Origin of the sequence: Streptomyces sp. NPDC096046 (assembly GCF_040303285.1) — a bacterium.
Lineage (GTDB): Bacteria > Actinomycetota > Actinomycetes > Streptomycetales > Streptomycetaceae > Streptomyces.
The window spans coordinates 31,512-47,278 of sequence record NZ_JBEOSZ010000016.1 but is presented as its reverse complement, the minus strand read 5'-3'; the positions used below and the strand labels follow the sequence as shown (position 1 = coordinate 47,278).

The following is a 15,767-nucleotide window of genomic DNA, read 5'->3' as shown; positions in this document are numbered from 1 at the left end:
GGAGCCGACCCATGCTGCTGATCGACTGCCCGTGGTGCGGGCCCCGCGACGAGGCCGAGTTCCACTACGGCGGCCAGGCCCATGTGCCGTACCCGCAGGACCCGTCCTCCCTCACCGACGAGGAGTGGGCCCGCTACCTCTTCTTCCGCGACAACCCGAGGGGCCCCTTCGCCGAGCGCTGGAGCCATGCGGCGGGCTGCCGCCGCTGGTTCAACGCGGTGCGGGACACATCGACAAACGAGATCCTGACGGTGTACCGGGCGGGTGAGGAACGCCCGGAAACGGTTGAACGGCGGGCGGGCGCTCCGAAGCCGCGCCCCGTCACCTTCCAGCCGGCTCCGGCACCATCAGCCCGTCCGGCGCTCGACGACGAGGCCGCCCAGGCCGAAGCAGCCTGCGGGGCGGCGGCCCCGATGGGGGAGCAGGGGGTGAAGCCCCCGCCGGGGCCCGGGGGAGCAGCCCCCGGCGGGGTCGAAGGGGCGGAGCCCCTTCAGGACGGGAAGGGCAGGGACGACGGGGGCGATTCAGCCCAGCCGTTCCGCCACCCCACCCTCGGCAGAATCCACCGCGACACCCCGCTCACCTTCACCTTCGACGGCACCGAGTACCAGGGCTACAAGGGCGACACCCTCGCCTCCGCCCTCCTCGCCAACGGCGTCATCCAGACCGGCACCAGCACCAAGCTGGGCCGCCCGCGGGGCATCTTCTCGGCCGGCGCGGAGGAGCCCAACGCCGTCATCCAGATCGAGGCGCCCTTCCCCGAGCCCATGCTCCCCGCCACCACCGTCGAGCTCTACGACGGCCTGGTCGCGACGAGCCTCCCCGGCCAGGGCCGCCTCGCCGCCGACCCCGACCCGGCCCGCTACGACGCCCTACACACCCACTGCGACCTCCTGGTCGTGGGCGCGGGCCCGGCCGGACTCGCCGCGGCGCAAGCCGCCGCCCGATCGGGTGCCCGCGTCATCCTCGCCGACGACCGGCCGGAACCCGGCGGCAGCCTCCTCGGCACCGGCGAACACCTCGACTGGGTGACCGAGACGACCGCCCGGCTCGACGCCGCCTCCGACGTCCGTGTCCTGCGCCGCACCACCGTCTTCGGCTACTACGACGACAATCACCTGCTCGCCGTGGAGCGCCGCACGAACCACCTCGGTGCCCGAGCCCCCGAGAACCTCTCCCGCGAACGTGTCTGGCGCATCCGCGCCCGCCGCGTCGTTCTCGCCACCGGCGCCCACGAACGCTCGCTCGCCTTCGCGGACAACGACCGCCCCGGTGTGATGCTGGCCGCCTCGGCCCGCGCCTACGCCCACCGCCACGGCGTCCTGCCCGGCCGCCACGCGGTCGTCTTCACCACCAACGACAGCGCCTACGCGGCGGCCCTGGACCTCGCGGCGGCGGGCGTGGCCATCGAGGCCGTCGTCGACACCCGCACCGAGCCGGGGGAGTGGGCGACGCGCGCCCGGCAGGCAGGCATCGAGGTGCTGGCGGGGCACGCCGTCACCGCCACGGAGGGCACCGCCCGGCTCACCTCCGTGACCGTCGCCCCGTACGGACAGTCCACGGAGCAGCGGGAGTTCGCCGCCGACCTGCTCCTGGTCTCCGGCGGCTGGAACCCGGTGGCGCACCTGTTCAGTCAGGCGGGAGGCAAGCTCCGCTACGACGAGGAGCTGGGTACCTTCGTCCCCGACGCCTGCCGTCAGGCCGTCGAGGTCGCGGGCGGCGCGAGCGGTGTCCTCGACCTGGCGAGCGTTCTCGCCCAGGGGGTCGCCGCCGGTGCCCGCGCCCTCGAGGCCGAGGGCTACACCCCAGGGCAGGTCCGGCTGCCCCAGGTGGCCACGCCGCCACACACGCCGCCCATGCGGGTGTTCACCGTCCCGGGCCGGGAAGGCGCCCCTCGCTTCGTCGACCTGCAGCGCGACGTCACCGTCGACGACCTGGCCCGGGCGACCGGTGCCGGCATGCGCTCCGTCGAACACACCAAGCGCTACACCACGGCAGGCACGGCGAACGACCAGGGCAAGACCTCCGGCGTCCTGGCCAGCGGCGTGGTCGCCGAACTGCTCGGCGTGGACATCCGCGCGCTCGGCACGACCACGTTCCGTCCGCCGTACACCCCGGTCTCCTTCGCCGCTCTCGCCGGCCGCGACCGCGGTGCCCTGCTCGACCCGATCCGCACCACCGCCCTGCACGAGTGGCATGTCGCACGCGGCGCCCTCTTCGAGAACGTCGGCCAGTGGAAGCGGCCCTGGTACTACCCGCAGGACGGCGAGGACATGGAGACGGCCGTGCTGCGCGAGTGCGCCGCCGCCCGCGAGGGCGTCGCCTTCATGGACGCCTCCACCCTCGGCAAGATCGACGTCCAGGGACCGGACGCCGGCGTCTTCCTCGACCTGCTGTACACCAACATGATGAGCACCCTGAAGGTCGGCATGATCCGCTACGGCGTGATGTGCCGCCCGGACGGAATGGTCTTCGACGACGGCACCGTGATCCGCCTCGACCAGGATCGCTACCTGGTCACCACCACGACGGGCAACGCCGCAACCGTGCTGGACTGGATGGAGGAGTGGCTCCAGACGGAGTGGCCCGACCTGCGTGTCCACTGCACATCGGTGACCGAGCAGTGGGCCACCGTCGCCCTGGTCGGCCCGCGCTCCCGCGAGGTTCTCGGCTCGCTCGCCCCCCGACTCGCCGTCGCCAACGAGGACTTCCCGTTCATGGCCTGGCGCGAGACGACCGTCGCCGGCATCGACGCGCGCGTGTGCCGGATCAGCTTCTCCGGTGAACTCGCCTACGAGATCAACGTGTCGCCGTGGCAGGCCCTCGCCCTGTGGGAGGCGCTGTACGAGGCCGGCGCCCCGTACGGCATCACCCCGTACGGCACGGAGACCATGCACGTCCTGCGCGCGGAGAAGGGCTATCCGATCGTCGGCCAGGACACCGACGGCACCGTGACGCCGCAGGACCTCGGCATGAGCTGGGTGGTGTCGAAGAAGAAGCGGGACTTCATCGGCAAGCGGTCCTACGCCCGTGCCGACACCGTCCGTCCCGACCGCAAGCACCTGGTCGGGCTGCTTCCGGAGGACCCGGGCACGTTCCTCCCCGAGGGCACGCATCTGGTGGCCGGCGGTGTGCTGCCCGCGCCGCCCGTGCCGATGCTCGGCCACGTCACGTCCAGCTACCGCAGCGCGGCCCTCGGCCGGACCTTCGCCCTCGCACTGGTCAAGGGCGGCCGGGACCGCATCGGTGAGCGACTCTACGCCCCCGTGGGCGACCGGCTGGTCCCGGTGACCGTCGCGAGCCCCGTCCTCTACGACCCCGAGGGAGCCCGCCGTGATGGCTGACACCGCCGTTACCACCCCGCTCCGCAGCCCCCTGTCGCATGCCGCCGACCGGCTGGCCGCCGCGACCCGCACCTCCGGGGGCACGATCCGACTGGCGGAACTGCCCTTCCTGACCCAGATCAATGTGCGTCTCGACCCCAAGGGAGCGGCGGCGGACGCCGTGGGGCTGGCCCTGGGCCTCCAGCTCCCCGTCGAACCCGGCACCGTCGTCCGCGCCGGTGAGCTGACCGCCCTGTGGCTCGGCCCCGACGAGTGGCTCGTGGTGGGCCCGCCGGGCGCGCAACAGGACCTGGAGAGCCGGATCCGTGCGGCCGCGGGCGACGAGCCCGTGTCCGTCATCGATGTCTCGGCTCAGCGCACCACGCTGCTCGTCGCGGGTCCCCGGGCCCGCGACGTGCTGGCCCACGGCTGCTCGCTGGATCTTCACCCGCGGGCCTTCGGCCCGGGTCGCTGCGCCCAGACGAACCTGGGCCGCACCCAGGTCGTCCTGGTCGCCCGTGACGATCCCAGGGCCGGGTTCTGGGTGCTGGTCCGTTCGTCCTTCGCCGGCTACCTGACGGACTGGCTGCTGGATGCTGCTGTGGAGTGGACGGGCTGACCCGGGCAGCACACGAGCGGCGGTCGTGATCCGGACACCGGATCACGACCGCCGCTCGTGGTGAGGGCCTTGTCCTGGCCGGCGACCCGGCCGGGCCTCCCGGGCCTCAGCCCGCGTAGCCGAGACGGCGGCTGAGCTCGTCCGCTCCCGACACCAGCAGCGGCGCGAGTTCGCGCATCCGCTCCTCGGTCAGCCGGAAGGCCGGTCCCGACGCGCTGAGGGCGGCGACGACCTCGCCGTCGTCCGATCGCACGGGAGCGGACAGGGCGTTGAGGCCCTCCTCGTACTCCTCCCTCGTGAGGGCATAGCCCTGCTCACGGGCTTCGGCCAGGTCCGCCTCCAGCTTCTTCCTGGAGGTCACCGTGCGCGGTGTCAGACGGGGCAGGCCGGCCTCGGCGAGAAGCTCGTCGCGGACCTCGCGGTCGAGGTGCGCCAGGAGGACCTTGCCGCTCGACGTGCAGTGCAGCGGCGTCAGCCGTCCCACCCAGTTCTGCGCGGCGATGGCCGACGAGCCGCGCACCTGGTAGAGGTTGATCGCGTGGTGGGACTCGAGCACGGCGATGTTCAGCGTCTCGCCCACGTCGTCGACGAGACGCTCGCAGATGCCGCGCCCGTGTCTGGTGACGGCGATGCGGCCCGTCACGGCGCCGGCCAGCCGCACGACGCCGAAGCCTAGGCGGTACTTCCCTCGTTCGCTCTCCTGCTCGACCATTCCGTGCGCTTCCAGCGCGCCGAGCAGACGGAAAGCGGTGGACTTGTGGACATCGATCGCCGCGGCCACTTCACTCACGCCCGCCTCGCCGTGCTGGGCGAGGATCTCCAGCACGGCGACAGCACGGTCAACGGATTGCACTCCGCCACTGGGAGCGCCTGCGGACTCGGCGCCATGGTTGCTCATGGCGAAACCCTAGGTGAAGTGGTCAAACAGGTGTGAGGGGGTGGAGGGCATTTTCCTCAGCGGAAGACGACCGTACGGTTGCCGTTGACCATGATGCGGCTCTGGCTGTGCCATTCCACCGCGCGCGCCAGGACCTGCGCCTCGACGTCGCGCCCCAGGGCGACCATGCTGTCGGGCCCCTGGGAGTGGTTCACACGGATGACGTCCTGCTCGATGATGGGTCCCTCGTCGAGATCCGGGGTGACGTAGTGGGCCGTCGCCCCGACGAGCTTGACGCCCCGCTCGTGCGCCTGGACATAGGGGCGGGCGCCCTTGAAGCTCGGCAGGAACGAGTGGTGGATGTTGATCGCCCGGCCCTCGAGCTGCTTGCACAGGTCGTTCGACAGGATCTGCATGTAGCGGGCGAGGACCACGAGGTCGATGTCCAGCTCGTCGACGAGCTCCAGCAGCCGCGCCTCCGCCTCGGGCTTCGTCTCCCGGGTGACGGGCACGTGGTGGAAGGGGATCCCGTAGCTCTCGGCGAGTGGCTCGAAGTCCCGGTGGTTGGAGACGATCGCCGGCACCTCGATGTTCAGCGCACCGGTGCGCCAGCGGAAGAGCAGGTCGTTCAGGCAGTGCCCGAACTTCGACACCATGATCAGCGTGCGCGTCGGCGTCGACGCCTCGTAGAGCTGCCAGGTGATCCGGTAGGCCTCCGCCACTTGCGCGAAGCCGGACTTCAGGCTTTCCGCGGTCGCGCCCGGGTCGGAGACGTCGAAGTGCACCCGCATGAAGAAGCGGTCCTGGAGCCGGTCGTCGAACTGCTGGCTCTCCTGGATGTTCCCGGAGTGCCGGACCAGGAAGCCGGTGACGGCGTGGACGAGGCCCGAGCGGTCGGGGCACGACAGGGTGAGGACGAACTCGCGGCCGGTAGTGGGTCCAGGTGACACGGGGCCCTCCCAGGGAAGTGCGCATTACGCAACAGCCTGATTGATACGCAACATGGTCCCGGCTGTGACGGGCTGCGGTCAAGGGCTTGACAGCGTCTCGGGTGAACTGCACCGTGAGTTGCGTAACAAGAAGCTCGTTGCACATGAGGCAACCACTCGCCCGCCCGCGGCGCTTCACTTCGAGGTGAACCATGACCACGACCGGCCTGCCGGAGAGCCTGATCGCGACCCTCCCCGGCGACCACTACACGGACCCGGAGATCTTCCGCCTGGAGCAGGAACACATCTTTGAATCCATGTGGTTCTGCGCGGCCCGCTCGTCGGAACTGTCGAAGCCGGGCGCCTTCCGGACCGTGGACGTCGGGCGGGAGAGCGTCCTGCTGACCCGGTCGCGGGACGGCTCCGTCCGGGCCTTCTTCAACGTGTGCCGGCACCGGGGCGCGAAACTGTGCACGCAGGAGTCCGGAGAGGTGAAGCGGGCCTTCCAGTGCCCGTACCACGCCTGGACGTACGACCTGAACGGCAAGCTCGTCGCGGCCCCGAACCTGACGAAGATGCCGGACATCGGCCGCACCGAGTACGGCCTGGCGACCGTGGCGGTACGCGAGTGGCTGGGTTATGTGTGGGTGTGCCTGGCCGAGAACCCGCCCTCGTTCGAGCAGTCGGTGATCGCGGACGTGGTCGCGCGCCTGGGCGACGTGGAGTCCATCGAGCGGTACGACGTCGAGAGCCTGGAGGTCGGACGGCGGATCGTCTACGACGTCAAGGCCAACTGGAAGCTGATCATCGAGAACTTCATGGAGTGCTACCACTGCGCGACCATCCACCCCGAGCTCACGGAGGTCCTCCCGGAATTCGCCGACGGCTACGCGGCGCAGTACTACGTGGGACACGGCGCCGAGTTCGGCTCCGACGTCCGGGGCTTCACCGTGGACGGCTCCGAGGGCCTGGACCGTATCCCCACGGTCTCCGCGGAGCAGGACCGCCGGTACTACGCGATCACGGTGCGCCCGCAGGTGTTCATCAACCTGGTCCCCGACCACGTGGTCTTCCACCGGATGTTCCCGGTGGCGGTCGACCGCACTCTCGTGGAGTGCGACTGGCTGTACCTGAAGGGCGTGGTGGCCGACGGCCGGGACGTCAGCCGGTCGGTCGAACTGTTCGACCGCGTCAACCGGCAGGACTTCGACGCCTGTGAGCGCTGCCAGCCCGCGATGAGCTCCCGGCTGTACGCCAAGGGCGGCGTTCTCGTGCCCAGCGAGCATCACATCGGCGAGTTCCACGACTGGGTCCAGGACCGCCTCGGCACCCGCGCGACCCTCGCGGAGCGCCAGGGATGACCCGCAAGGCACCTGCCGAGGACCCCGGTGACTCCCGGCTGCGGGTGGGCCCGCCGAAGGACTACGCCGCGGGCCTTCCCGCGGTCACGTCCTCGCTGCGCCACGCCCACGCGCAGATGGGCGTCCGCCGCAGTCTGCTGACCCTGCTGAGCGTCAACCAGAAGACGGGATTCGACTGCCCGGGATGCGCCTGGCCCGAGCCCGAGCACCGGCACCGTGCCGAGTTCTGCGAGAACGGCGCCAAAGCGGTGGCCGAGGAGGCGACCCTGCGCCGGGTCGGTCCCGGCTTCTTCGCCGAGCACACCCTGGCGGAACTGGCCGGACGCAGCGACTACTGGCTCGGCCAGCAGGGCCGCCTCACCCACCCCGTGTACCGCCCCGCGGGCAGCGACCGCTACCGGCAGATCTCCTGGGACGACGCGTTCGCCGTCATCGCCAGGGAGCTGGGCGCCCTCGACTCACCCGACCAGGCCGCCTTCTACACCTCCGGCCGGGCGAGCAACGAGGCCGCCTTCGTCTACCAGCTGTTCGTCCGGCTCCTCGGCACCAACAACCTGCCCGACTGCTCCAACATGTGCCACGAGTCGAGTGGCTCCGCCCTGATCGAGACCATCGGCATCGGCAAGGGCAGCGTCCGGCTGGAGGACCTCTACGAGGCCGACCTGATCCTCGTCGTCGGGCAGAACCCGGGTACCAACCACCCCCGGATGCTCTCGGCGCTCGAGACCGCCAAGGACAGGGGGGCCCGCGTCATCTCGGTCAACCCCCTGCCCGAAGCGGGCCTGTCGCGTTTCAAGAACCCCCAGCGGCCCTCCGGCGTACTGGGGGCGGGAACCTCGCTCTCCGACCTGTTCCTGCAGATCAGGCTCGGCGGCGACCAGGCCCTCTTCCAGGCCTTCAACCGCATGCTCCTGGAGGCGGAGGACGACGCTCCCGGTACGGTCCTCGACCGTGAGTTCATCGCCGCGCACACGCACGGTTTCGAGGAGTTCGCCGACCAGGCCCGCAGGGCGTCCTGGGACGACGTCCTGGAAGCGACCGGCCTGCCGGAGCGGGAGATCCGGGAGGCGTTCCAGGAGGTGGTGTCCGCCCGGAAGATCGTCGTGTGCTGGGCCATGGGCCTCACCCAGCACCGCCACTCGGTGCCGACGATCCGTGAGGTCGTCAACTTCTTGCTGCTGCGCGGCAACATCGGACGCCCGGGCGCCGGCCTGTGCCCCGTGCGCGGGCACTCCAACGTCCAGGGCGACCGGACCATGGGCATCCACGAGAAGCCGGACGCCGCTTTCCTGGACGCGCTCGGCGCGGAGTTCGGCTTCGTGCCACCGCGCCACCACGGTCACGACGCGGTGGAGAGCATCCGGGCCATGCGGGACGGACAGGTGCGGGTCTTCGTCGCGCTCGGCGGCAACTTCGTCTCCGCCGCTCCGGACACCGAACTCACCGAGCGAGCTGTGCGCAACTGCGAGCTCACGGTACAGATCTCCACCAAGCTCAACCGGTCCCACGCGGTGGCCGGCCGCCAGGCGCTCATCCTGCCTTGCCTGGGCCGCACCGAGGCCGACCCGCGGCCCACCGGAGAGCAACGGGTGACCGTGGAGGACTCCATGGGCATGGTGCACCTCTCGCGAGGCCGGCTCACACCCGCCTCCGACGCCTTGCTGAGCGAGGTCGCGATCATCTGCCGGATGGCGAACGCGACCCTCGACAGCAGCGGTCCGCAGGTGCCCTGGGCCGACTTCGAAGCGGACTACGACCTGATCCGGGACAGGATCGCCCGAGTCATCCCCGGCTTCGAGGACTTCAACGCCCGCGTGCGCCGGCCGGGCGGCTTCGCTCTGCCCCACCCGCCACGCGACGAGAGGCGCTTCCCCACCAGAACCGGACTGGCCAACTTCACCGTCAACCCACTGGAAGTGCTGCGCGTCCCGCAGGGGCGGCTGCTCCTGCAGACCCTCCGTTCGCACGACCAGTACAACACCACCATCTACGGCCTGGACGACCGCTACCGGGGCATCCACCAGGGCCGCAGGGTGCTCTTCGTCCACCCGGACGACCTCGCCGCGCGCGGCCTGACCGAGGGTGATCGGGTCGACATCGTCAGCGAGTTCTCCGACGGGATCGAGCGCCGGGCACCGGCCTTCCGTACGGTCGCCTACCACACGCCGCGCGGCTGCTGCGCCGCCTACTTCCCCGAGACCAACGTCCTCGTACCGCTGGATTCCACCGCGGAGGTCAGCAACACGCCGACGTCCAAGTCCCTCGTGGTCCGGCTGGAACCGGCGCGCTGACCGGACGGCCGGTCAGGACCCAACCGGCCGGGTCCGGTCGGGCACGCCCACGCCTGACCGGACCCGGCCGGTGTGGCACGCTCGCGGCTGACGGGGGACTCTGCCGGGTCAGGCCCGCTCGCGACCGACGGGACCCGTCCGGTCAGGCATGTTCACGGCCGGTCGGGCACGCTCACGCATCGCCGCCGCGTCGTCAGCACTCGATGACGTTGACCGCGAGCCCGCCGCGGGCCGTCTCCTTGTACTTGACCTTCATGTCCGCACCCGTCTCCTTCATGGTCTTGATGACCTTGTCCAGGGAGACGTGGTGGCGGCCGTCGCCCCGCAGGGCCATCCGGGCCGCGGTGACGGCCTTGACCGCCGCCATGCCGTTGCGCTCGATGCACGGGATCTGCACGAGGCCGCCGACCGGGTCACAGGTGAGGCCCAGGTTGTGTTCCATGCCGATCTCGGCGGCGTTCTCCACCTGTTCCGGCGAGCCGCCGAGCACCTCCGCGAGGCCGCCCGCGGCCATGGAACAGGCGGCGCCGACCTCGCCCTGGCAGCCGACCTCGGCGCCCGAGATCGAGGCGTTCTCCTTGAACAGCAGGCCGATGGCGCCGGCCGCCAGCAGGAACCGGACCACGGCGTCGTCGTCGGCTCCGTGCACGAAGTTGACGTAGTAGTGCAGGACCGCCGGGATGATGCCGGCCGCGCCGTTCGTCGGAGCGGTCACCACCCGGCCGCCGGCCGCGTTCTCCTCGTTGACCGCCATGGCGTAGAGGGTGACCCACTCCAACGCCCGCCCGGCCGGGTCGCCCTCGGCCCGCAGCGCCTTGGCCACGGCGGTGGAACGGCGGCGGACCCTGAGCCCACCCGGCAGGATCCCCTCACACGACAGGCCGCGTGCCACGCACTCCCGCATCACCCGCCAGATCTCCAGCAACCCCGCGCGGATCTCCTCCTCGCTCCGCCAGGCCAGTTCGTTCTCCAGCATCAGCGCCGAGATCGACAGACCCGTCTCCCGGGTCAGGCGCAGCAACTCGTCGCCGCTGCCGAACGGGTACTTCACGACCGTGTCGTCGACCTTGACCCGGTCCGCGCCCACGGCTTCCTCGTCCACGACGAAGCCGCCGCCGACCGAGTAGTAGGTGGCCTCCAGCAAGGACAGCCCTTCGGCGTCGTACGCGAACAGGGTCATGCCGTTGGCGTGGTAGGGCAGGGAACGGCGGCGGTGCAGGACCAACTGCCGCTCCGTGTCGAAACGGATCTCGTGGAGGTCGCCGAGCTCGCGGCCCAGCAGGCGCAGCCTTCCTGTCGCCCTGATCCGCTCGACGTCGCCTTCGGCCACGCCGACGTCCACCGTGTGCGGCTCGTTGCCCTCCAGACCGAGCAGGACGGCCTTGGGGGTGCCGTGACCGTGGCCGGTGGCCCCCAGGGAGCCGAAGAGTTCGGCCCGCACAGACGCCGTCCGCGCAAGCAGATCCTCCTTCGCCAGCCTGCCGGCGAACATGCGGGCGGCCCGCATGGGGCCGACAGTGTGGGAACTGGACGGGCCTATGCCGATGGAGAAGAGGTCGAAGACGGAGATGGCCACGAGCGGGCTCCCTTGTCTGCGCGTGGGTGGGGCGGGAGGTGCGAGCGAGACCCCTCGACCGTGGACACTCGGTTTCTGATGAGGCAACCAGCATCTCTATACGCAACAGCCTTTCTTCTGTGCCCCTGGTTGTCAAGACACCTGCCAAGCCGCCGCCGACGCAGCGCCGTCGACGCGGGGCGCGGGGCGCGCCGGACGAGAGCGCTGCCTGGCCGGGCCGGGCCCCGGCGAGACAGCGCTCAGGGAACAGCCGGACGTCAGGTCGCCACAGGTCGCGGCATTGCCCGGATTCGGACCTCTCACCCTGTTGGCCGATCCCTTGTCCACCGGTGGCTGAGCGTTTTCCCCGCACGTCAGCCGGTGCGTTATTGAGTTCTTCTGCTTCTTCTGGCTCACGGCATTCCTTCCGGTGGATTCGACGGGATGCAGGGAGCGTGACCGGGGCGGCTGGGCGGTGTCCCAACAAGCGGGAGATGCGGGGGAGTCGGCGCTACGCCGCAGGTCGGCGCCCTGTCCGCACAGGGCAATGCGGGAACGGCGGGGGCGGGAAGGACCATGACGACCAGATCGGGCCTACTGGCGCTGCGGGAGGTGCTGCGCGCGTCGGAGCGCAGGAGTTGGGCCGCGCGTCGCTCCCGTGGCCTTTGAGCTTGTCGGCGGCTTCCAGTGATCAAAGCGACGCCGTGGGGTGGGCGGTACCAAGCCGTGTGCACAAAAGGGCCCGGTCGGCCCTGTCGGGCACCCGGTGAACGGGGGAGGGTGGGACGAAAGACTTCGCAGAACCCTCCGTCGGCCGAACCATCGATCCGCAAGGGAACCCAGCATGTCCGTCCATTCGCAACAGGTGTCCGGTTCGCTCACAGACGAGGAATTGAGGAGGCTGGACGCCCATTGGCGTGCTGCGAACTACCTGTCCGTCGGTCAGATCTACCTGATGTCCAATCCCCTGCTCACCGAACCGCTGCGCGCCGAGCACGTCAAGCCGCGGCTGCTCGGTCACTGGGGCACGTCACCCGGCCTCAACCTCGTGTACACACACCTCAACCGGCTCATCCACTCCCGAGGGATGGAAGCACTCTGCGTCTGGGGCCCCGGCCACGGGGGCCCCGCCGTGGTGGCCAACTCCTGGCTGGAAGGGTCGTACACGGAGACCTACCCGGACATCACCCGGGACGCCGCCGGGATGGCTCGGTTGTTCCGGCAGTTCTCGTTTCCCGGAGGCGTGCCCAGTCACGTGGCTCCGGAGACGCCGGGCTCCATCCATGAGGGCGGGGAACTGGGATACGCCCTCTCGCACGCCTACGGCGCCGCCTTCGACAATCCCGGCCTGCTGGTCACCTGTGTCATCGGCGACGGCGAGGCGGAGACCGGGCCGCTGGCCGCCTCCTGGCACTCCAACAAGTTCCTGGACCCGGTGCAGGACGGCGCCGTCCTGCCGATCCTGCACCTCAACGGCTACAAGATCGCCAATCCCACGGTGCTGTCCCGGCTTCCGGAATCCGAACTCGACGAACTCCTCCGGGGGTACGGCCACGAACCGATCCACGTCACCGGCGACGAGCCGGCCGCCGTCCACCGCGCGATGGCCCGGGCCATGGACACCGCCGCCGAGCGCATCGCCGGTATTCAGCGCGCCGCCCGCGAGGACGGGGAGACCGAGCGGCCCCGCTGGCCGATGATCGTGCTGCGCACCCCGAAGGGCTGGACCGGCCCCGCCGAGGTCGACGGCCTTCCCGTGGAAGGGACCTGGCGAGCCCACCAGGTCCCCCTGTCGGCCGTCCGGGACAACCCCGACCATCTGCGGCAGCTCGAGGAATGGCTGCGCTCCTACCGGCCGCAGGAGCTGTTCGACGAACACGGAGCGCCTCGCCCTGACGTCCTGACGTATGTCCCCGACGGCACTCGCAGGCTGGGGTCGACCCCGCACGCCAACGGCGGCCTGCTGGTGCGCGAACTCCCGCTGCCGCCGCTGGAGCGGTACGCCGTCCCGGTGGACAAGCCGGGCGCGACCCTGCACGAACCCACGCGCGTCCTCGGCGACCTGCTGGAGAACGTCATGCGCGAGACGGCCGACCGACGCGACTTTCGCCTGGTCGGCCCCGACGAGACGGCTTCCAACCGCCTCCAGGCCGTCTACGGCGCCAGCGGCAAGGCATGGCAGGCCGGCACCCTTGAGGTGGACGAGCACCTGGACCGCCACGGCCGGGTGATGGAGATCCTGTCCGAACACACCTGTCAGGGCTGGCTGGAGGGGTACCTCCTCACCGGCCGGCACGGGCTGTTCTCCTGCTACGAGGCGTTCGTCCACATCGTCGACTCGATGGTCAACCAGCACATCAAGTGGCTGCGCGTGACCCGCCGCCTGCCCTGGCGCGCCCCCATCGCCTCCCTCAACTACCTCCTCACCTCCCACGTGTGGCGCCAGGACCACAACGGCTTCTCCCACCAGGACCCCGGCTTCGTCGACCACATCCTCAACAAGAGCCCCGAAGCCGTCCGGGTCTACCTGCCGCCGGACGCCAATACCCTGCTCTCCGTCGCCGACCACGCCCTGCGCAGCAAGGACTACGTCAACGTCATCGTCGCCGGGAAACAGCCCTGCTTCGACTGGCTGACCATGGAACAGGCCAAGGCGCACTGCGCTCGCGGCGCCGGAATCTGGGACTGGGCCGGCACCGACAGCGGCAAGCGGGAACCGGACGTGGTGCTCGCGGCAGCCGGCGATGTCCCCACACTGGAGGTACTGGCCGCCGCACAGCTGCTGAGGAACCACCTGCCGGAGCTGGCCGTCCGGGTCGTGAACGTCGTCGACATCGCCCGACTGCTGCCGAGCGAGGAACACCCCCATGGAATGACCGACTTCGAGTACGACGGCCTGTTCACCCCTGACAAGCCGGTCGTCTTCGCCTACCACGGTTACCCCTGGCTGATCCACCGACTGGCCTACCGCCGCACCGGCCACCAGCACCTGCACGTGCGCGGCTACAAGGAGATGGGCACCACCACCACACCGTTCGACATGGTGGTCCGCAATGACCTGGACCGCTACCGGCTGGTCATGGACGTCATCGACCGCGTCCCCGGCCTCGCGGTGCGCGCGGCGGCCGTACGTCAGGACATGGAGGACGCCCGGCTGCGCCACCACGCTTACATCCGCGAGCACGGTGTCGATCTGCCCGAGGTCGCCGACTGGACGTGGGACGGCTGACAGAGCCCGAGGGGCCCGGACCGCGGACGTCGGATCCGCTGTCCGGGCCCTGCGAGCACGATGTCGAGGATCGTCTCCATCATGCCGGGCATGGAGAACTTCGCGCCGGAGCGGACGGACAGCAGCAGCGGATCGTCCGGCTGTCCCAGCGAACGGCCTGCGGATGCTTCCAGGGCCTCCAGGTGTGCGGAGACCTCCTCCCACAGGCCCGCGGGTTCGTTGCCCGTTTTCAGGAAGGCGCGGCACGCCTCGGTGGCCAGGGTGAATCCCGTCGGTACGGGGAGCCCGAGCCGGGTCATCTCCGCCGGGTTGGATCCCTTGCCGCCGAGGAGATCGGCCATGTCACGGCCGCCCTCGGTGAAGTCGTACACGTAACGGACCATGACGCTGCACTCCTCAAGCGTTGGGACGTGACGGTTCCAGCGCCGGACGGGGGCGGGCTCGGCGCGAGGTGCGGGCCGTCCCGCGTGGGGGACCGGTCGGCCCGGATCCGCACCTGACGTTCGGAGGGACCATCGGCACCCTGTCGGGGCTGTACGGCCCGTGCACCACCGGCACGGCCGGGACGAGACTCGGAGCCATCGGAATGCGACGACCAGGGAGGGCACACGTCATGCCGTACGACATCGTGGTGGGGATCGACGGATCGACCGAAGGACTCGCCGCCGCGCACTGGGCGGCCCAGGAGGCTCAGCGGCGCGGAACCGGGCTCAGCGTGATCCACGTCTGGCACCGCCACCCCCACCCCGCGCCGTACGTCCCCATGGACAGCACCGAGCGCGACTGGGCCGAGCAGCTCCTGCGCGAGGCCGTACGCAGGGTCCGGGCCGCCCATCCGGGACTACGGATCACCGACCGACTCGTGTGCGACGCCACGGTGGCCGGCCTGCTCAAGGCCGCGGCCGTCGCCGACCTGCTGGTCCTCGGTTCCCGTGGCCTCGGAGCCCTGGGCGGCTTCTTGACGGGCTCCGTCTCCCAGCGTGTCGTCGGCCGGTCCGCCCGCCCGGTCGTACTGGTCCGGGCGGGACGGTCCGCCACCGACGAGCACCTGCCGGCCACGCACGGCGTCGCCCCGGAAGAGATACCGGAGACGCCCTACCGCCAGGTGGTCCTCGGGCTGCAGACGGACCGTCCTTGCGAGGAACTGATCGAGTTCGCCTTCGACGCCGCCCGCAGACGCGGCACCGGCCTGTCAGTGGTCCACGCTTTCCGGACGGCTTTCCGGCCCGCCCCCGTTCCCTCCGCGCCCATGGTGTCCGCGGCCCCGGAAAGCCCGCCTCCCGTCCCGTGGCCGCAGGCCCGGGTGCTGGCGGGCGAGGAGCGCACCGTGACGGCCGTGCTGCGTCCCTGGCGGGAGAAGTACCCGACCGTTCCCGTGACCGAGACGGTCACCGAGGGGCGCGCCGCGGTGGTCCTCGTGCAGGCCGCTCAGGACGCGGGTCTTCTGGTGGTGGGCCGCCGTGGCATCGATCACCAGGTCGGTGTCTTCACGGGGCCGGTCACGCACGCCGTCCTGCACCACGCCGGATGTCCCGTCGCCGTCGTCCCGCACGACTGACGCGGCCCATCGAAGACAAGCACAG

Annotated in this window: 9 protein-coding genes and 1 pseudogene; 6 read left to right on the top strand and 4 right to left on the bottom strand. The window is 70.6% G+C overall.

What is annotated here, in order from left to right; translation table 11 throughout:
* Window positions 1–11: 11 nt before the first annotated feature.
* Complete coding sequence (locus tag ABTX62_RS16480) at window positions 12–3,344, top strand: sarcosine oxidase subunit alpha family protein (protein WP_352116809.1); 3,333 nt, start codon at window positions 12–14, stop codon at window positions 3,342–3,344.
* Window positions 3,337–3,942: a sarcosine oxidase subunit gamma gene (locus ABTX62_RS16475; RefSeq protein ID WP_352116808.1), complete on the top strand. Its 606-nt coding sequence runs from the start codon at window positions 3,337–3,339 to the stop codon at window positions 3,940–3,942. Before ABTX62_RS16480 ends, ABTX62_RS16475 begins: the two co-directional genes overlap by 8 nt.
* A 106-nt stretch (window positions 3,943–4,048) precedes the next feature.
* Here ABTX62_RS16475 and ABTX62_RS16470 read toward each other — a convergent pair whose 3' ends face one another.
* Both ABTX62_RS16470 and purU read right to left on the bottom strand, forming a co-directional pair.
* Entirely contained in the window at window positions 4,049–4,840 is a 792-nt protein-coding gene (locus ABTX62_RS16470; protein ID WP_352116807.1) for an IclR family transcriptional regulator, read from the bottom strand.
* Window positions 4,841–4,896: 56 nt separating this feature from the next.
* A complete protein-coding gene (gene purU / locus ABTX62_RS16465) occupies window positions 4,897–5,769 on the bottom strand; it encodes a formyltetrahydrofolate deformylase (RefSeq protein ID WP_352116806.1) in 873 nt (290 codons plus the stop codon).
* Window positions 5,770–5,960: 191 nt separating this feature from the next.
* Here purU and ABTX62_RS16460 point away from each other — a divergent pair, with 191 nt between their 5' ends.
* The gene (locus ABTX62_RS16460; RefSeq protein ID WP_352116805.1) at window positions 5,961–7,109 is read left to right on the top strand and encodes an aromatic ring-hydroxylating oxygenase subunit alpha; all 1,149 of its coding nucleotides are present in this window, start codon (window positions 5,961–5,963) and stop codon (window positions 7,107–7,109) included.
* Window positions 7,106–9,400: an FdhF/YdeP family oxidoreductase gene (locus ABTX62_RS16455; protein ID WP_352116804.1), complete on the top strand. Its 2,295-nt coding sequence runs from the start codon at window positions 7,106–7,108 to the stop codon at window positions 9,398–9,400. The genes ABTX62_RS16460 and ABTX62_RS16455 overlap by 4 nt, the downstream gene beginning before the upstream one ends.
* A 193-nt stretch (window positions 9,401–9,593) precedes the next feature.
* Here the strand turns inward: ABTX62_RS16455 and ABTX62_RS16450 are convergent, their stop codons facing one another.
* A complete protein-coding gene (locus ABTX62_RS16450; RefSeq protein WP_352116803.1) occupies window positions 9,594–10,976 on the bottom strand; it encodes an L-serine ammonia-lyase in 1,383 nt (460 codons plus the stop codon).
* Window positions 10,977–11,799: 823 nt separating this feature from the next.
* Here ABTX62_RS16450 and ABTX62_RS16445 point away from each other — a divergent pair.
* The gene (locus tag ABTX62_RS16445) at window positions 11,800–14,184 is read left to right on the top strand and encodes a phosphoketolase family protein (protein ID WP_352116802.1); all 2,385 of its coding nucleotides are present in this window, start codon (window positions 11,800–11,802) and stop codon (window positions 14,182–14,184) included.
* A 53-nt stretch (window positions 14,185–14,237) separates the two neighbouring features.
* Here the strand turns inward: ABTX62_RS16445 and ABTX62_RS16440 are convergent.
* Window positions 14,238–14,567: pseudogene (locus ABTX62_RS16440) on the bottom strand (PEP/pyruvate-binding domain-containing protein); the annotation flags it as partial.
* A 230-nt stretch (window positions 14,568–14,797) separates the two neighbouring features.
* On the opposite strand from ABTX62_RS16440, the gene ABTX62_RS16435 reads away from it, so the two are divergent.
* A complete protein-coding gene (locus ABTX62_RS16435) occupies window positions 14,798–15,742 on the top strand; it encodes a universal stress protein (RefSeq protein WP_352116801.1) in 945 nt (314 codons plus the stop codon).
* The last annotated feature ends 25 nt before the right edge of the window (window positions 15,743–15,767 follow it).